Raw genomic sequence first — 20,184 nt, 5'->3', positions numbered from 1 at the left:
GACCCGACGACCATGACGGCTTCTGAGCAAGACCGCGCCGCCGCCCTGCCCGCCGACCTGCAGGAGGCGCTGCGCCGCCGGCTGGCCGGACGGGCCGGCGGCGCGGCGGCCACTGCCGCCCGGTCCATCCCGCGCGCCGACCGCTCGGGCCCGCTGCCGCTGTCCTTCGTCCAGCAGCGCCTGTGGTTCCTGGACCAGCTGCGGCCCGGGGACTCCCGCTACAACAGCGCCGTCGCGGTGCGGTTCACCGGGACGCTGGACCGCCGGGCGCTGGCCGAGGCCCTGACCGTGGTCGTGGGCCGGCACGAGGCGCTGCGGACCACGTTCGAGGAGACCGACGGCCGGCTGGCACAGATCGTGGGGCCGACCGGGCCGGTGCCGCTGCCGGTTCAGGACCTGACCACGTCGCAGGACATCGAGACGGTGCTGCTGGCGGAGTACTCGCGCCCCTTCGACCTGCACCAGGGACCGCCCCTGCGGGCCCTGCTGGTCCGGGAGTCGGACACCGCGCACGTCCTGCTGCTGACCGCGCACCACATCGTCACCGACGGCTGGTCGATGGGTGTGGTGCTGGAGGAGCTGTGCACCGCCTACGACGCTCTGGCCCGGGGCGCGGCGCCGGACCTGCCGCCGGTGGCGACGCAGTACCCGGACTTCGCGGCGTGGCAGCGTGCGCAGCTCTCAGGCGCCCGGGCGGAGAAGCAGCTCGCCTACTGGAAGGACCAGCTGGCCGGCGCGGTGGCCCCGGAACTGCCCTTGGACCACCCGCGGTGCGGCGAGGAGGCCGGACCGGGGGCGGTCCACGCCTTCTCCGTCCCCGCCCAGCTGACCGCCCGGCTGCGCGTGCTGGCCACCGGGCAGCACACCACGCTCTACACCGTGCTGGTCGCCGCGACCCAGGCGCTGCTGGCCCGCTGGTCCGGACAGGACGACGTGACCGTCGGCTCGCTGACGCCGGGGCGGTCCCGGACCGATCTGGAACGGGCTGTCGGCTGCTTCGTCAACACGGTGGCGCTGCGCACGCCGGTGCAGCCGTCGGGCTCCTTCCGCGATCTGCTGACCGCCACGGCCGCCACCGTCAACGACTCCTTCGCGTACGGTGACACGCCCTTCGAGCGCTTGGTGGAGGCGGTGAACGCCCCGCGCGAGGCCGGTCGCAACCCGCTGTTCGATGTCATGGTCCTGCTGCATCCCTCCCCGCCGGCCGCCACCGCCCCGCACGGGCTGCAAGTCTCCCCGGTCGCCATCCCCAGGCAGGCTTCCACCTTTGACCTGAGCGTGGAGTTCGTGCCCGACGGGGACGGGCTGACGGGGCTGCTGGAGTACCGCGGCGATCTGTTCGACGCAGCCACCCCGGAGCGGATGGCCGACCAGCTGCTGCGTCTGCTGGGCGGCGCCGCCGCCGAGCCGGACCGGCCGCTGGGCACGCTGAATCTGCTCTCTGACGCGCAGGCACGCCAGGTGACGCAGGACTGGAACGCCCGCGTGCTTCCCGTCGAAGACATCACCTATCCGGAAGCCTTCCAACGCCGGGCCGCCTCGACCCCGGACGCTGTGGCCCTGGTCGCCGGGGAGGAGCGGCTGGACTACGCGACGCTCAACACCCGCGCCAACCGGCTCGCCCACCACCTGATCGGCCTGGGCGCCGGTCCCGAACGGCTGGTCGCGCTGCGACTGCCGCGCACCGCCGACATGATCGTGGCGATCCTGGCGGTCTGGAAGTCCGGTGCCGGCTACCTGCCGCTGGACCCCGCGCTGCCGGACGAGCGGGTCCGGTATCTGTTGGACGACGCCCAACCGGCGCTGGTCCTGGACGAGAGCGTGCTGCGTGCGGTCCCGGCCCAGTGCCCGGACACCGATCCCGTCGACGCCGACCGGCTTGCGCCACTGGACTCGGCGAACGTCGCCTACGTCATCTACACCTCCGGCTCCACCGGCCGCCCCAAGGGCGTCGCGGTCTCGCACCGCTCGGCGATCCACCTGCTGGCCACCCACCGGACCGGTTTCGTCGCCGACGCCGGCGGCGGGCCGCTGCGGGTGGCGCTGACCGCGTCCTTCTCCTTCGACACCTCGCTGGAAGGCGTGCTGCTGATGGCCGACGGCCACCGGCTGCACCTGGTGGACGAGGCGACCCGGATGGACCCGGCCGCGCTGGTCGAGTACGTGGTCCGGCACCGCGTCGACTTCCTCGACGTGACCCCCTCCTACCTCGGGCAACTGCTGCCCGCCGGGCTGCTCACCGACCCGCGGCACCGTCCGCGGGTCCTGATGCTCGGCGGCGAGGCGGTCGGCGCCGGCTTGTGGCGCGAGCTCGCCGGACACCCCGAGGTGGCCGTCTACAACTTCTACGGCCCGACCGAGTGCACCGTCGACGCGCTGTCCTGCCGCGTCGCGGACGCCGACCGGCCGCTGCTGGGCCCGCCGCTGCCCAACGTCCGGGCCTACGTCCTGGACACCCGGTACCGGCCGGTACCGCCCGGCGTCGGCGGCGAGCTGTACCTGGCCGGCGAGCAGGTCGCCCGCGGCTACGCCGGCCGCCCCGGCCTGACCGCCGCCCGCTTCCCGGCCGATCCGTTCGGGGCGCCCGGCACCCGGATGTACCGCACGGGCGATCTGGCCCGCTGGACCGCGGACGGCCGCCTGGACTACCTGGGGCGCGCCGACGATCAAGTCAAGGTGCGTGGTCACCGCATCGAACCGGGCGAGGTCGAGGCGGCGTTGCTGGACCTGCCGGAGGTCGGCACGGCGGCGGTCGTGGCCGTCCCGGACGCGCATGGGCAGGCGCGGCTCGCGGCTTATGTGGTGCCGGCTCCCGCCAACGCCGTGCCGCCGTCGGCCGAGCTGCGGGCGGCGCTGCGGCGCGTGCTGCCGGACCACATGGTGCCGTCATCGTTCACGCCTGTCGCCGCACTGCCACTCACCACCAGCGGCAAGCTCGACCGCCGCGCCCTGCCCGCGCCCGACCTCGAAGCGGAGGGCGGGCAGCGCGAATTCGTCGCCCCCCGCACGCCGCAAGAGGAGATCCTGGCCGGCATCTGGGCCGACGTGCTCGGCGTGAGCCGGGTGGGCGTCACGGACAACTTCTTCGAGCTGGGCGGCGACTCGATCCTCAGCATCCAGGCCGTCTCCCGAGCCCGGGCCGCGGGCCTGCGCCTCAGCTCGGCCGACGTGTTCCGGCACCAGACCGTCGCCGACCTCGCCGCCGCGGTGGAGCACCGCCCCAACGCCCCGACCGCGGCACCGCTCCACCACGACGCCGGTCCCGCGCCGCTGACCCCGGTCCAGGAGTGGTTCTTCGCCACGCACGGTCCGCTGCGCCACTTCAGCATGTCAATGCTGCTCGATCTGCCGCGCGACCTCGACGAGGCGGCGCTGGAGCAGGCGCTGCGGACGGTGGTGGCCGCGCACCCGGCGCTGCGCACCCGGTTCACGCGGGGCGATGAGGGCTGGCGACAGGAGCCGGTTGCCGGGCCGATCGATGGATTGCTGACGCGCCACGACCTGGCCGCGATCGGTGCGGATATCGCAGACACCGAAGTCGCCGACGCAGCCGCTGCCGCCGACACCGCTGCCGCCGACGCTGCCCCTACCACTGCACAAGCCGCCGCCCTCCAAGCTGCCACCACTGCCCGCGCCGCCCTCGACCCGGCCACCGGAGCACTGCTGCGCGCGGCTCTCCTTCTCCCGGTCGGCGAAGCCCGACCTCAGCTCTTCCTGACCGCCCACCACCTGGCCGTGGACAGCGTCTCCTGGCGCGTGCTCCTGGCCGACCTGGCCCTGGCCTACCGCGACACCGCGCCGGCCGAGCCGGAGCCCACCGCCTTCACCGACTGGGCCCGCTACCTCTCCGAGCGGGTGCGCGCCGGGGACCTCGACGCAGACCTGCCCCACTGGACCGCCGAAGCGCTGACCCCGCGGACCCCGCTGCCCGTCGACCGCCCCGGCGTCCCGCTCGCCGGCTCCGTGCGCACCGTCCAGACCCGCCTGGACCGGGCCACCACCGAGGCGCTGCTGCGCCGGGTCCCAGGGATCTACCACACTCAGATCGGCGATGTGCTGCTCAGCGCCCTGGGCCGGGCGCTCGCCGACTGGATCGGCAGCGAAGCGGTGAGCGTCGTCCTGGAGGGCCACGGCCGCGAAGACCTCGGCGGCTCCTCCGCCCCCGAGCTCGACCTGTCCCGCACCGTCGGCTGGTTCACCAGTCAGTACCCTGTCACCCTGACCCCGGCGGGCCCGGCCGGCGCACCGGACTGGGCCACCACCTTGAAGCAGACCAAGGAGCGGCTGCGGGCCGTGCCCCGGCGCGGTCTGAGCTACGAGGCGCTGGCCCGCCTCGGCTCGCCCGAGCCGTCCGCCCGGGCCCTGGGCGACGTGCCGCTGCCCCAGGTGTCCTTCAACTACCACGGGCAGTGGGCAGCATCGCAGGACGGGGACTTCGCTCCCGCCGGCCGGACTTTGGGCCGGGACATCGCCCCGGACGAGCCGCTGGACCACCTCCTGGACATCTCGGCCGTGGTGGCTGACGGCGAGCTGGAGATCACCTGGCACTACAGCGACCAGGTGCACGAGGCGCCGACCGTCCAACGCGTGGCGGACGCCATGTCCGGCGCGCTGGCCGCCATCGTCGAGCACTGCGACCGCCCCGGCGCCGGCGGACGCACCCCGTCCGACTTCCCGCTGGCCCGCCTGGACCAGGCCGGTGTGGACCGGGTGGCCGGCGACGGGCGGGACGTGGACGACCTGCTGCCGCTCACCCCGCTCCAGGAGGGCATGCTCTTTCATCGCCTGGTCGGCGGCGCGGACGACGTGTACGTCGATCAGGCCGCGCTGCTCCTGGACGGCGTGGCCGACCCGCACGCCTTCGCCGCCGCCTGGCAGCGGGTGGCCGACCGCACGCCCGCCCTGCGCACCTCGGTGGTGTGGGAGGGCGTCCCCGTACCGCTTCAGGTCGTGCACCGCTCCGTCCGGGTCCCGGTGACCCACATCGACCTGCGCGCGGCGAGCCCGGCCGAGCGCGCCGCACAGCTGGACCGGCTGCACGCCGAGGACCTCGCGCTGGGTCTGGACACCGGAACCGCGCCCCTGATGCGGCTCACCCTGATCCAGCTCCCCGAAGCACGCCTGCACTTGCTGTGGACCTCCCACCACCTGATCCTGGACGGCTGGAGCCTGGCCCAGGTACTCACCGACGTCTTCCAGGAGTACGCGGCGCTGACCACCGGCGCCCCGGCCCGGCCTGAGGTCCGCCGGCCCTTCGGCGAATACGTGCGCTGGCTCGCCGAGCAGGACGTCGAGGCCGCCCGCGGCCACTGGCGGGGCGTCCTGGACGGCTTCGCCGACGCCACGCCGCTGCCCGCCGACCGGTTCGCGCGCGGGGTCCACCGAAACCGTTCGGCGGCCGTGCACGCCGCCGGGCTGTCCGAGCAGGAGTCGCGGCAACTGGCCCGCACCGCCCGGCAGGCCGGGCTGACCCTCGGCACCCTGGTCCAGGGCGCCTGGGCGCTGTTGCTGTCCCGCTACAGCGGCGAACCGGACGTGGTGTTCGGGACCACCGTCTCCGGACGTCCCGACGACCTGCCGGGCGCCGAGTCGATGATCGGCATGTTCATCAACACCCTGCCGACCCGGGTCCGGCTGGACGGCGACCGCACCGCCGCCGCCTGGCTCAGGGACCTGCAACAGGCGCAGGCCGAGGCCCGGCGCTTCGCCGCGGTCTCGCTGGCCGAACTGACCGCCATGGCCGAGGTGCCCTCCGGCAGCGCGCTGTTCGACAGCATGGTGGCCTTCGAGAACTACCCCTTCGACCAGGCCACGGCCGACTCCGGGGTGCGCCTGGCCGAGGTCTCCTCCCGCGACGCCACCAACTTCGCGCTGGTGCTGCGCGCCTATCAGCAAGAGCGGTTCGGCTTCGACCTCGCCTACGATCCGGAGCTGTTCGACGCCGCGACCGTGCGCACCCTCGCCGACCGCCTCTGCCTGCTGTTCACCGAGCTGGCCCGAGATCTGGACCGTCCGCTGCGCGACCTGGCGTGGACGACCGCCGAGGAACGCCGGCGAATACTGGCCGACAGCCAAAGCGCTCGCGGCGTCGACGGCGACGGCGACGCGCAGGGCCGCCCCGACCGCACCTTGGTAGACCTCTTCGAGGCGCAGGCCGCACGCACCCCGCACGCTGAGGCGGTCAGCTACGGCGACGAGCGCATCGACTACGCCACGCTGGACGCGCGCGCCAACCGACTCGCGCACCGCCTGGCCGAACTCGGCGCCCGCGCCGAACGGTTCGTGGCGCTGGCGCTGCCCCGCTCGGTCGATCTGGTGGTCGCCATCCTCGCCGTGCTCAAGACCGGCGCCGCCTATCTGCCCATCGACCCCGCGCTGCCCGCCGAACGCATCGGCCGGCTGCTGCAAGACGCCGAGCCGGTCGCACTGGTGACGCTCAGCGACGACGCTACGGCGAGCGCGGCTGGCGCAGCGACCGGCGTGCCCGTCCTGCCTCTCGGCGACGCCGACGTCCGCGACGACCTCGCGCGCCGTCCATCCACCGGACCGGACCCGGCCCACCGCCCGCTGCCCGACACCCCCGCCTACGCCATCTTCACCTCCGGCTCCACCGGGCGGCCCAAGGGCGTCGTGATCCCGCACGCCAACGTGGTGCGGCTCTTCGAGCAGACCGAGCAGTGGTTCGGCTTCGGCGCCGAGGATGTCTGGACCCTGTTCCACTCCTACACCTTCGACTTCTCGGTCTGGGAGCTGTGGGGACCGCTGCTGCACGGCGGCCGGCTCGTCGTCGTGCCCGACGACACCGCCCGCTCCCCGGAGGACTTCCTGCGACTGCTCGCCGACGAGCAGGTCACCGTCCTGAATCAGACCCCGTCGGCGTTCTACCCGCTGGTGCGTGCGGACGCCGAACACCCGGAGCTCGGCGACCGGCTGGCCCTGCGCACGGTGGTCTTCGGCGGCGAGGCGCTGGACGTGGCGCGGCTCGCCGACTGGTATGACCGCCACCCGGACACCGCGCCGCGCCTGGTGAACATGTACGGCATCACCGAGACGACCGTGCACGTCACCTGGGCCGCTCTGGTGCGCGCCACGGCGCTCGCAGCAGGTCCCGGACCGATCGGCACCGGCATCCCCGACCTGCGCCTGTACGTGCTCGACGCCGACCTGATCCCGCTGCCCGCCGGCGCCGTGGGCGAGTTGTACGTGGCCGGGGAGGGCCTGGCCCGCGGCTACCTGAACCGGCCGGGCCTGACCGCCACCCGCTTCCTCGCCGACCCCTTCGGCCGTCCCGGTACCCGCATGTACCGCACCGGCGACCGGGTCCGCCGGCGCACTGACGGCACCCTGGAATACCTGGGCCGGGCCGACCAGCAGGTGAAGATCCGGGGCTACCGCATCGAGCCCGGCGAGATCGAGGCCGCCCTGCACACCCACCCGGGCGTGGGCGCCGCCGCCGTCGGCGTGTATCAGGACGCCTCCGGCACCCGCCGACTGGTGGCCCACGTCGTCGGCGCGACCAGCTCCTCCGCACCGCCGTCCGCCGCAGAGCTGCGCGCCCACCTGGAGCGGCTGCTGCCCGCGTACATGGTGCCCGCCGCCTACGTCCCGGTGCCGGCCCTGCCGCTCACCGTCAACGGCAAGCTCGACCGGCGCGCGCTGCCGGTACCCGGGCCGGAGGGCTTCGCGGTCGACGGCGAGCGCACGGCGCCGCGCACCCCGGCCGAGCGGCTGGTGGCCGCCGCCTGGGCGGACGTCCTGGACACCGGCGAGATCGGCATCGAAGACGACTTCTTCGCCCTCGGCGGGGACTCCATCCTCGCCATCCGCGTCATCTCCCGGCTGCGCGCGGCGTTCGGCACCGACGTCTCACCGCGGCTGCTGTTCACCCACGCCAGGCTGGCCGATCTGGCTGCCGCCCTGGGCGAGCCGGTCGGCGATCCGGAGGTGTCGGCCGACGCCATCCCCGCCGCGGACCAGGACACTGACCCGAACACCGAGCCGGACACCGAGCCGCCGCTGTCCTACGCGCAGCAGCGGCTGTGGTTCCTCGACCGCTTCGAGCCGGGCAGCACCGAGTACACCACCATGTCCGTGCTGCGCTTGCACGGAGACCTGGACGAGCCCGCCCTGCGCACCGCTCTGGACGGCCTGGTGGAACGGCACGAGGCACTGCGAACCACCTTCAGCGAGCGCGACGGCCACCCGCGGCAGGTCGTGCACCGGCCGCGGCGGGTCGAGCTGGCCGTGGACGATCTCGCCGGGGAATCTCCGGCAGCCTTGGACGCCTTGCTGGAACGCCTGGCCGCCACCCCGTTCGACCTGGCCACCGGGCCGCTGTTCCGGGCCCGGCTGGTGCGCTCGGCGCCCGAGGAGCACGTGCTCATCCTGGCCATGCACCACATCGCCACCGACGGCTGGTCGATGGGCGTCCTCGGCCGGGACCTGGGAGAGCTGTACGCGGCAGCCTGCGAGCGCCGCCGCCCCGACCTGCCCGCGCTGCCCGTGCGCTACACCGACTACGCCGCCTGGCAGCGCGGCCGCACCGACCGCGCCGAAGCCGACCTCGCCTACTGGCGCGGGGCCCTGGACGGCGTTCCCCCGCTGGAACTGCCCACCGACCGGCCGCGCCCGGCCGTCCGCACCCGCGAGGGTGCGCTGGCCGCCTTCACCTTGCCCGCCGCGCTCACCGGACGGCTGCGCGAGCGCGGCAGGGAGGCCGACGCCACCCTGTTCGTGACATTGCTGACGGCCTGTCAGGTTCTGCTGGCCCGCTGGTCCGGCGAACAGGACATCGCCGTGGGCACCGTGACCGCCGGCCGGGAGCGGCCCGAGCTCCACGACGTGGTGGGCATGTTCGTCAACACCCTGGTCCTGCGCGGCACCGTGCGCCCGGACCAGCCGTTCCGCGAGCTGCTGGCCGAGACGCGCGAGACCTTCCTGACCGCGCTCGCCCACCAGGAGGTGCCCTTCGAGCGGGTGGTCGATGCCGTCCAGCCCGAGCGGGACACCAGCCGCACCCCGCTGTTCCAGGTCATGGTGGCCCTGCACAACCTGGGCGCCGAGGTGCCGCACCTGCCCGGCCTGCGGGTGGCGCCGGTGACCCCGCCCATCCACAACGCCACCTTCGACCTCTCCTTCGACTTCGTTGAAGATGAGGGCGGCCTGACCGGCTACCTGGAATACAGCACCGGTCTGTTCGACGAGGCGACCGCCGAGCGCCTGACCGGCTGTCTACGGACCCTGCTGGCGGCCGTGGCGGAGGACCCGGCGCGCGCCGTCGGCGCTCTGCCGCTGACCACCGCCGACGAACGGCGCCAGGCACTCCGGTCGGGGCTGGGCGAGTCACTGCCGGTGGCGGACACCGTCTTCACCGCCCTGTTCGAGGAACAAGCAGCCCGGAGCCCGCACACCACCGCGCTGGTGGCCCGGGACGCCACCTTGGACTACGCCGCCCTGAACGAGCGGGCCAACCGGCTTGCCCGGCACCTCGTTGCGGGAGGCGCCGGGCCGGAGGACGTGGTGGCGATCCGGCTGCCGCGCGTCTCCGACGCCATGGTGGCCCTGTTCGCGGTGCTCAAGGCGGGCGCCACAGTGCTCTGCCTGGATCCGGAACTGCCGGCGGAGCGGGCCGATCTCCTGATGGCCGACGCCCGCCCGAAGCTGCTGCTGACGGTTGACGACCTGCGCGAGGTGCCGTGGGACCGGCTGCCGGGCGGCGACCTCACCGATGCCGACCGGACGCGTCCGCTGCTGCCGCAGCACACCGCGTACATCATCTACACCTCCGGCTCGACGGGGCGGCCCAAGGGCGTCGCGGTGGAGCACCGCCAGCTGGTCAACCTCTGCCGGGACCACGGAGCCGGGCTTTTCGCGCCACACCCGGCCGACGGAAGGCTGCGCATGGCGCTCAGCGCCGCGTTCTCCTTCGACACCAGCTGGGAGGGCCCGCTGCTGCTCGCGCTGGGCCAGGAAGTCCACCTCATCGACGAGGACGTCCGCCTGGACCCGGAGGCGTTCTGCGCCCTGATCGCCGAACGCCGCCTGGACGTCGTCAACGTCACCCCCTCCTATCTGCGCGAACTCCTCGCCGCCGGGCTCCTCGCGCCGGACCGCCACCGTCCACGGCTGTTGATGGTGGGCGGCGAGGCGGTCCCCGGCGATGTCTGGCGGGAGTTGTGCGCCGCGCAGCGCGACCTCGGGGTGGCCGCCTACAACGTCTACGGGCCCACCGAGTGCACCGTGGACGCCTTCTACGGACCGTGTGCGGACCGGCCCGACCGTCCGGTCGTCGGCCGCCCCGGCCGCAACCTGCGGGCCTATGTGCTCGACGACGCGCTGCAGCCGGTACCGCCCGGCCTGCCGGGGGAGTTGTACCTGGCCGGTGCCCAGGTGGCCCGCGGCTATCTGAACCAGCCGGGTCTGACCGCCGCCCGCTTCCCGGCCGATCCGTTCGGCTCGGCGGGGGAGCGGATGTACCGCACCGGCGACCGCGCCCGCTGGGACGCGGGCGGACTGCTGGAAGTGCTCGGCCGGGCCGACGAGCAGGTCAAGATCCGCGGGTTCCGGATCGAGCCCGGCGAGGTGGAGGCCGCCCTGCTCGGCCATCCGGACGTCGCCGAGGCCGTGGTCGTCGTGCGCGAACACGCGGGCCGCCCGATGCTGGTCGGCTACCTGGTGCCCGCCGGAGAGCGGATCGCGCCCGCCGAGGAACTGCGGGTCCGGCTGCGACGGACGCTGCCGGACTACATGGTGCCCGCCGCCTTCGTCGCGCTGGACCGGATCCCGCGCACCTCCGGCGGCAAGACCGACCGGCGCGCGCTGCCCGCCCCGGACACCCAGCCCGACAGCGGCAGCGAGTACGTGGCGCCGCGGACCGGGACCGAGGAACAGCTCGCTGAGATCTGGGCCGAGGTGCTGGGGGTGGCCCGGGTCGGCGCGCACGACAACTTCTTCGCGCTCGGCGGCGACTCCATCCTGAGCATCCAGATCGTCTCCCGGGCCCGGGCCGCCGGGATCGCCCTGACCACCAAGGACGTCTTCCGGTACCAGAGCGTCGCCGAACTCGCCTTGCAGGCCGGCTCCCTGGCCGCGCCCCGGGACGGCGACGACGGCACCCCGCCCGCCGAAGCGCCGCTCACCCCGATCCAGCACTGGTATCTCGACGGCCGCCACCCCGGCGACCCGCTGCGCTTCACGATGACCCAGCGGCTGGAACTGGCCCCCGGCACCGACTCCTCGGCCCTGCGTCAGGCGGCCGAAGCTCTGGTGCGCCGGCACGCGGCGCTGCGCACCCGGATGCACCACACCGAAACCGGCTGGCGTCAGGAGGCGCTCGCCGAGGCGCCGGACGGCCTCTTCACATGGCGCGACGTCGCAGACCTCGATCCCGCGGCCGTGGAGGCGGCGGTACAGATCGCCACCGACCAGGCTCAGATCGACCTTGATCCGGTCGGCGGTCGGATGGTCCGCGTGCTCTTCTTCGATCGCGGCCCGCAGCAGCCGGGTCAACTCGTCATCACCATCCACCACCTGGCCGTGGACGGCGTCTCCTGGCGCATCCTGCTGGCCGATTTCGAGACCGCGTACCGGGCGGTCAGCGCCGGCGGATCCGCCGAACTGCCCGGCGTCGGCACGTCCTACGGTCGCTGGGCTGCCCGGCTGGAGCAGCACACCCGCTCCGGCGGACTGGACACCGACACCGAGTACTGGACGCGCGCCGTCGCAGCCCCCGCCGAACTGCCCGCCGGCCGGCTCGGGGCGAACACTCACGGCACCGCGGCCACCGTCACCGTCGCGCTGGACGCGCAGACGACCGACGCGCTCCTGCGGCAGGTCCCCGAGGTCTACCGCACCCAGGTCAACGACGTCCTTCTCAGTGCGCTGGGACGCACCCTGTCCCGCTGGTGCGGGCGCGAGACCGTGCTGGTCGGCGTGGAAGGGCACGGCCGGGAGGACCTATTCGACGAGCTGGACCTGTCCCGGACGGTGGGCTGGTTCACCGCCGAATTCCCGCTCGCGTTGAGCGTGGCTCCCGATGCCGGGTGGCACGACACTCTCCGCTCGGTCAAGGAGCAGCTGCGCGCGGTGCCGCTTCACGGACTCAGCTACGGGGCGCTGCGGCACCTGGTGCCGGACAGCGCTCTGGCCGGTGCACCGAGCCCGCAGATCGGCTTCAACTACCACGGCCGCTGGGACGCCGAAAGCGCCGACGAGCAGGGGCTGTATCGCGGCTCGCTGCCCCCGGCCGGTCGCGACACCGACCCCGACGAAGCCCGTCCCTCCCTGATCGACATCACGGGAGTGGTCCAGGGCGGCCGCTTGGAGCTGGGCTGGACCTACCCGCCGGCCGTTTACGACGAGGACACCGTCCGCCGCTTGGCCGAGCAGATGTGCGCCGCCCTGCGCGAGATCGTGGCGCACTGCGCCCGCGCCGACGCCGGCGGCCGCACCCCGTCCGACTTCCCGCTGGCCGGGCTGGCTCAGGAGCAGCTGGACGGGCTCGTCGGCGACGGGCGTCAGGCCGCTGACATCCTGCCGCTGACGCCGCTGCAATCCGGGATGCTCTTCCACGGCCTCGTTGACGACGAGGGTGTCTACTTCGACCGGATCGCCGTCCGGATGTCCGGCGTGGCCGACCCGCGCGCGTTCGCAGAGGCCTGGCAGGCGGTCGCGGACCGTACTCCGGCGCTGCGGACCGCCGTGCACTGGCGCGGCCTGCCGCATCCGGTCCAGATGGTCCTCAACCGCGTCGAGGTGCCCGTCACCTACCTGGACTGGCGTCACCTGCCATCCGAGCAGTGGCCCGCGCAGACCGATCTCCTGCTCGCCGCCGACCGTGCCGCCGGCATGGACCTGACGACCGCGCCGCTCACCCGCCTGACCTTGGCCACCCTGCCCGGTGATGAGCTGTTGCTGCTGTGGTCCACCCACCACCTCATTCTCGACGGCTGGAGCACCGGGCAGCTGCTCACAGAGGTCTGCGAGCAGTACGCCGCCCTGACCGGCGGTCCTCAGCAGCGCCCGCCGGTCCGCCGGCCCTTCGCGGACTTCCTGCGCTGGCTGGCCGACCAGGACGAGAACGCCGCCGAAGACCACTGGGCCGATGCCCTGGCCGGGTTCACCGCGCGCACCCCGCTTCCCTACGACCGCTCGCCGGCGCAGGCGCACCGGGCCCGGTCCGCCTCAGCCGTCCACCACGAGCTGGACGAGGCGGTCTCCCAGCGGTTGCGGGAGTCCGCGGCCGCCGCCGGACTGACCGTCAACACTGTGCTGGAAGGTGCCTGGGCGCTGCTGCTGGCGCGCTACAGCGGCAGCGATGACGTGGTCTTCGGGACCACGGTCTCCGGCCGCCCGGCCGAGCTGCCCGGGGTGGAGGCGATGATCGGCATGTTCATCAACACCGTGCCGACCAGGGTTCGGATTCCGGCTGGCGACGTGCGGCGGTGGCTGCGGGACCTCCAGGAGCAGCAAAGCGACGGCCGTCCCTTCGACCATCTGGCGCTGCCCCGGATCCAGGCCCTGAGTGAGCTGCCTCCCGGCGAGACGCTGTTCGACAGCATGGTGGTCTTCGAGAACTATCCCGTCGACGAGTCGGCAGCGGCCCGGACCGGCGTGGGCGTGGTGGACGTGCGGGCCGACGACGCCGCCACGTTCCCCTGGTGTCTGCGCGTCCAACTGGCCGAGCGGCTCGGCTTCGACCTGGCCTACGACCCCGCGCTGTTCGACCGGTCCACCGTGGAACGCGCGGCGGAGCGCCTGACCGTCGTGCTCACCGCCCTGGCCGCCGGTCTGGACGGCACGCTGGACGAGCTGGACCCGCTCACCCCGGATGACAGGGCTCTGCTGGCGTCGTGGCAGACCACGGCCCGGCCGGTCGCCCCGCGCAGCCCGGTGGAGGTCTTCGCCGAGCAGGCGCGTCGCACCCCTGACGCGGTCGCGCTGCGCGACGGCGCTCGCCAGACGTCCTACCGCGAGCTCGCGCAGTGGTCGGACCGCCTGGCCGCCCGACTGCTGGCCGACGGCTCGGCGGCGGAGGACCGAGTGGCGCTGCCGATGGACCGCTGCGCTGAGCTCGTCGTCGCGCAGCTGGCCGTGCTGAAGGCGGGCGGCGTCTACGTGCCCGTGGATGCCCGCGCTCCTGAGGACCGCCGCCGCGCCCTGCTCGCCCTCGCGGGCGCCAGCCGGTCGCTCACCGTCGAACAGGTCGCTGACGCGGACATCGATCCGGATACAGACCTGGATGCGTCGTCCGCGATGCCCTTGCCCCCGGCCGACCCTGACCAGCTCGCCTACGTGATGTTCACTTCGGGCTCCACCGGCGAGCCCAAGGCGGTGGCGGTCCGGCACCGCGACGTGGCCTCCCTGGCCACCGACAGCCGCTTCGCCGACGGCAGCTGCGCCCAGGTGCTGCTGCACTCCCCGGTGGCCTTCGACGCTTCCACCTTCGAAGTCTGGGCGCCGTTGCTCACCGGCGGCTGCGTGGTCGTCGCTCCTGAAGGGCCGGTGGACGCGGCGTTGGTGCGGCGGCTGGCCGGGACCGGTGCCCTGACCGCGCTGTGGCTCACCGCCGGGTTGTTCCGGCTGCTGGCCCAGGACGCGCCGGACTGCTTCGCGGGCCTGCGCCGGCTGTGGACCGGCGGTGACGTGGTGCCCGCGGCCGCTGTCCGCAGGGTCCTGGCCGCCTGCCCGGATCTGAGTGTGGTGAACGGCTACGGTCCCACCGAGACCACCACCTTCGCGACCTCCTTCGCCCTGTCCGATCCGGGGGCGGTGCCCGACCCCGTACCGATCGGCCATCCCCTGGACGACAAGCGCGCGCACGTCCTGGACGCCGCGCTGCGCCCGGTCCCGCCGGGCTGCGTGGGCGAGTTGTTCGTGGCCGGGGAGGGCCTGGCGCGCGGCTACCTGGGCCGGCCCGGCCAGACCGCGGCGCGTTTCCTGGCCGACCCCGCCGGGCCGCCCGGAGCCCGGATGTACCGCACCGGCGACCTGGCCCGGCGGCGGCCGGACGGGACCGTCGAGTTCCTGGGCCGCACCGACGAGCAGGTGAAGATCCGCGGCTTCCGGGTGGAGCCCGGCGAGGTGGCGGCTGTGCTCGCGGGCGCCCCCGGCGTCGCCGACGTCGCCGTGATCGCCCGCCAGGACCGGCCCGGCGTCAAGCGGCTGGTGGCCTACGTCGTCGGCCCGGCGGGGCAGGACCTGCCCGGGCTGCGGGACTTCGCCGCCGACGCCCTGCCGGACTACCTCGTGCCCGCCGCCTTCATCCCGCTCGGCGCGCTCCCGCTGAACCGCAACGGGAAGGTGGACTGTGCGGCGTTGCCGGCTCCGGACGCCGACGGCGACACCGGCCCGCACGCGCGGGTCGCGCCGCGTACCGAGGCCGAGCGCCGCGCGGCGGAGGTCTTCGGGGAGGTACTGGGCATCGCGCCGCCCAGCGTCGAGGACGGCTTCTTCGCCCTCGGCGGGGACTCCATCCTCAGCATCCGGCTCGCCTCCCGGCTGGCCGAGGCGTTCGGCACCGACCTGACACCGCGCGCCGTGTTCACCCATCCCACACCGGCCGGGCTGGCCCGGCTGCTCACCGAAGAACTCGGCCGACCGGACGGGTCGGCCGGCGCCGAGCGCCCGGCCATCGTCCCGGTCCCCCGTCAGGGCTCCGCGCCGATGTCGTATGCCCAGCAGCGCCTGTGGTTCCTGGAGGAGTTCGCGCCCGGCGGCACCGAATACGTCACCGCGCTCGCCCTGCGCCTGCGCGGCGTGCTCGACCTGGATGCCTTGGGCTCGGCCCTGGACGCCCTGGTGGCCCGGCACGAGTCGCTGCGCACCACCTTCGACAGCGCCGACGGGCACGGCGTCCAGCTCGTCCACCCGCCGCACCCGGTGCGGACCCGGGTCCACGACCTGTCCGGACTGCCCGAGGACAAGCAGGACCCGGCGTTGCGCCTGCTGCTCGCCGAAGAACGCGCCCGTCCCTTCGATCTGCGCCGCGGACCGCTGCTGCGCGCCGACCTGATCCGGCTGGCCGAAGGCGATCATGTGCTGGCGTTCCACCTGCACCACATCATCACCGACGGCTGGTCGACCTCGGTCCTGCTGACCGACCTGGCGCACTTCTACCGCGCCGAACTCGGCTCCGCCGAGCCCGCGCTGCCGCGGCTGGCGGTGCAGTACGCCGACTACGCGCACTGGCAGCGCTCGACCAGCGGCTCCGGCTCCGGCTCCGGCACTAGCGCTGGTGCCGGCACCGGCACCGGTACTGACGGCCAGCTCGCCTACTGGAAGGAGCAGCTGGCCGGGACCGAGCCGCTGCACCTGCCCACCGACCGCCCCCGACCCGCCGTGCGCACCGCGAACGGCGCCAGCACCCGCCTGGAGGTTCCGGCCCAGACCGCCCGCCGCCTGGCCGGAGTCGGCCGGAAACAGGGCGCCACCCTGTTCACCACGCTCGTCGCCGCCACCCAGGCGTATCTCGCCCGGCTCAGCGGGGACACCGACATCGCCGTCGGTACCGTGACCTCCGGCCGTGATCGGGCGGAGACACAGCATCTTGTCGGGTTCTTCGTCAACACCCTGGTTCTGCGCTCCCGGGTCGAGGCGCGGCGGTCCTTCACCGACTTCCTCGGCGGTGTGCGGCTGACCGTGCTGGACGCCTTCGCCCACCAGGACGTGCCGTTCGAGCGGGTGGTGGACGAAGTACAGCCGGTCCGTGACACCAGCCGCACCCCGATGTTCCAGGTGATGGTGGTCCTGCAGAACACCCCGGGCGCCGACCTGGAGCTGCCCGGCCTGGCGGTCACCGACGTCGAGACCGAGGTGGACCAGGCAGCGTTCGACCTCACCCTGGAGTTCGCCGAGACGGACTCCGGAGCCCTGCACGGTCTGATCACCTACAACGCGGACCTGTTCGACGCGGCCACCGCCGAGCGGATCGCCGACCAGCTCAGTACCCTGCTGGCCGCCGTCTCGGAAGACCCCGACCAGCCCATCGGCACCCTGCCGCTGGCCGGCGACAGTGAGCTGAAGACCCTCCTGGCCCAAGCCCGCGGCCCGTTCGCCCCGGTCGCCGAGGCGACCCTGCCGGAGCTGTTCGAACGGCAGGCGGCCGGCACGCCGGACGCGCCGGCGCTGCTGGCCGGCGAGCGCGAGCTGACCTACGCCGAGCTGGACCGGGCCGCCAACCGGCTGGCCCACCGGCTCATCGGCCAGGGAGTCGGTCCGGAGCGGATCGTGGCTCTGGCGCTGCCGCGGGCGGCGGAGGCGGTGGTGGCGCAGCTCGCCGTGAGCAAGGCCGGCGGCGCCTTCCTGCCGGTGGATCCCGACTATCCGGTGCGGCGGCGGGAGTTCATGGTGCGCGACTCGGGTGCCTTCCTGGTGCTCGACGACCCGGCCGAGGTGTGGGTTGCGGACGGCCCGCAGAGCGCGCCCACCGACGCCGACCGCACGACCGCACTCACCCTGGCGCACCCCGCCTACGTCATCTACACCTCCGGCTCGACGGGGACGCCCAAGGGCGTGATGGTGACCCACCGCGGACTGGCCGGCTTCGCGGCGGCCGCCGCCGAGCAGTACGCGGCCGGCCCCGGCGACCGGGTGCTGCAGTTCGCCTCCCCCAGTTTCGACGCCTCCGTGCTGGAGCTGTGTGCCTCGCTGCTCAGCGGGGCCGCGCTGGTCGCCGGCGAGGAGGGGCCGCTGGTCGGCGAGCGACTGGCCGAGGTGCTCGCGCAGCGGCGGATCAGCCACACGCTGATCCCGCCGGGGGCGCTGGCCACCGTGGACCCCGCGGCGGCCGGCGCGTTGCCCGCGCTGCGGACGCTGATCGTCGGCGCCGAAGCCTGCCCGGCCGACCTGGTCGACCTCTGGGCGCCGGGCCGCCGGATGATCAACTCCTACGGCCCCACCGAGGCCACCGTGGTCGGCACGTGGACCGGCCCGCTGACGGCGGGCGCGGGAACGCCGCCGATCGGCGGCCCGGCCGGCACCACCGCCGTCTATCTGCTGGACGCCGCGCTGCGGCCGGTCCCGCCTGGGGTGATCGGGGAGCTGTACCTGGCCGGATCCGGTCTGGCCCGCGGCTATCTGGGCCGCCCGGGTCTGACGGCCGCCCGGTTCGTGGCAGACCCCTTCGGCGCCCCGGGCGCTCGCATGTACCGCACCGGCGACCTCGCGCGCCGGCAGGCCGACGGTGACCTGCGCTTCGCCGGACGCGCGGACCACCAGATCAAACTGCGCGGCTTCCGGATCGAGCCGGGGGAGGTCGAAAGCGCGCTGCGGCGCGGGCCGCTGGTGCGCGACGCGGTCGTCGTCGTGTCCGACGGCGGGACGCGGGACGGGACGGCTGCCGGGCCCGCTCGGCTCGTCGCCTACGTCGTCTTGGCGCAGGAGTCGGCCGATCCCGAGACCCCGGCGGCCGGGGTGCCGGTCGCCGAACTGCGCGCCCAGCTGGCCGATCTGCTGCCGCCGCACATGATCCCGTCGGTCTTCGTGCCGCTGGACCGGCTGCCGCTCACCCCGAACGGCAAGCTCGACCGGGCGGCGCTGCCCGATCCCGGAACCGTCCAGGCCGTCGCCGGGCCGCGGGTCGCACCGCGCACCGACGTCGAGCGCCGGATCGCCCGGATCTGGGGCGACGTGCTGGGCGTGGAGGAGGTCGGCGCCGACGACAACTTCTTCGTCCTGGGCGGCGACTCCATCCTGAGCATGCAGGTGGTGTCCCGGCTGCGCCGAGACGGCCTGCACCTGGCGACCCGCGATCTGTTCAGCCACCAGACGGTGGCGGAGCTGGCCACCGTCGTGCGCGACGCGCCGCAGCACGGCGGCGACAGCTTCACGACCGGCGAGGTGCCGCTGACCCCGATCCAGGAGTGGTTCCTGACCACCCCGCGCACGGCGCACCACCACTTCAACCAGTCGACGATGCTGGAGCTGGACGGCACCTGCGACCCGCACGCGCTGCGCGCGGCCCTGAACGCCTTGCTGGAGCACCATGACGCGCTGCGCATGCGGTTCACCCGGGACACAGAGGACTGGCACCAGTTCAACCCGCCGCCGGCGCCCGCCGACGACCTCCTCATCTGCCACGACCTGAGCGGGCTCGCCCCGGAACAGGCCGATGAGGCCATGGCGAAATCCGCCGACGACCTGCACGCCGGTTTCGACCTGGCCCGCGGCCCGCTGCTGCGCGCGGCCCTGTTCAGCGGCGACCCCGACCGGCCGGTCTTCCTCCTGCTGGTCGCCCACCACCTGGTTGTCGACGCCGTCTCCTGGCGCGTGCTGCGCGACGACCTGGAGGTCGCGTATCAGCAGGCTGCGCAGGGCGACCCGATCGCGCTCGGGGAGCGCGGCACCTCCTTCCGCGACTGGGCGCTGGGACTGGCTGCGCACGTCGCCGAAGGCGGTCTGGACGAGGAGCTGCCCTATTGGGAGCAGGCGGCGGCCGTCGAGTCCGGCGTGCCGGCCGAGTTCCTGGCGGCTCCGCCCGCCGAGACCGCGGCGGTGACCGTCGAGCTGAGCGAGCAGGACACGACTGCCCTGCTGCGCGCCGCCCCGGCGGCGTACCGAACCCGCGTCAACGACGTGCTGCTGGCCGCCCTCGCCCTGGCGCTGGCCCGCTGGCGCGGGGACGACCTGGTCCGCCTGGACCTGGAAGGGCACGGCCGCGAAGAGGTGGTGAAGGGCGTGGACCTGTCCCGCACGGTCGGCTGGTTCACCACCGTCTACCCGGTCGCCGTGCGCGTGCCCGCTCCGGGCGACCTCGGTCCGGACCGCGACTGGCGGTCTCTGGTGAAATCGGTGCGCCGCCAGCTGCGCATGGTGCCGGGGAACGGACTGGGCTTCGGCGCTCTGCGCACCTTCGGCCCGCCCGAGGTCCGCCGGCGCCTCGGCGCCGCCGGGCACGGCGAGGTGGTCTTCAACTACCTCGGCCAGTGGGACGCCCGGCCGCAGGACCCCGAAAGCGGTCTGGTGCGTACCGAGCACGGTTCGTTCGGCCAGGACCACGACCCCCGCGACGGCGGTTCCCACCTGGTGGAGGTGGTGGGCGCGGTCCGCGACGGCCGCCTGGCCTTCACCTGGCACCACCGTCCCGCCGTCCACGACACGGCGACCGTGCGCCGGGTGGCCGAGGAGTTCGGCCAGGCCCTGCGGCACATCGCCCGGCACGCCCGAGGAGGCCGGTGACGCCTTTCC

General features: G+C 74.0%; 1 protein-coding gene. It reads left to right on the top strand.

Annotated features, from left to right (window positions below; all coding sequences use genetic code 11):
* The first annotated feature begins 12 nt into the window (after positions 1-12).
* Entirely contained in the window at positions 13-20,175 is a 20,163-nt protein-coding gene (locus KGQ19_RS00080; protein ID WP_212006927.1) for a non-ribosomal peptide synthase/polyketide synthase, read from the top strand.
* The last annotated feature ends 9 nt before the right edge of the window (positions 20,176-20,184 follow it).

The organism is Catenulispora pinistramenti (assembly GCF_018274385.1).
In the GTDB taxonomy this organism is placed as follows: Bacteria; Actinomycetota; Actinomycetes; order Streptomycetales; family Catenulisporaceae; genus Catenulispora; species Catenulispora pinistramenti.
The sequence above is the reverse complement of the archived record's forward strand: the minus strand, read 5'-3'. Positions and strand labels throughout refer to the sequence as shown.

Coding starts and splice junctions, on each gene's coding strand:
- KGQ19_RS00080 (WP_212006927.1), top strand. CDS start 13: ATGACGGCTTCTGAGCAAGACCGCGCCGCCGCCCTGCCCGCCGACCTG.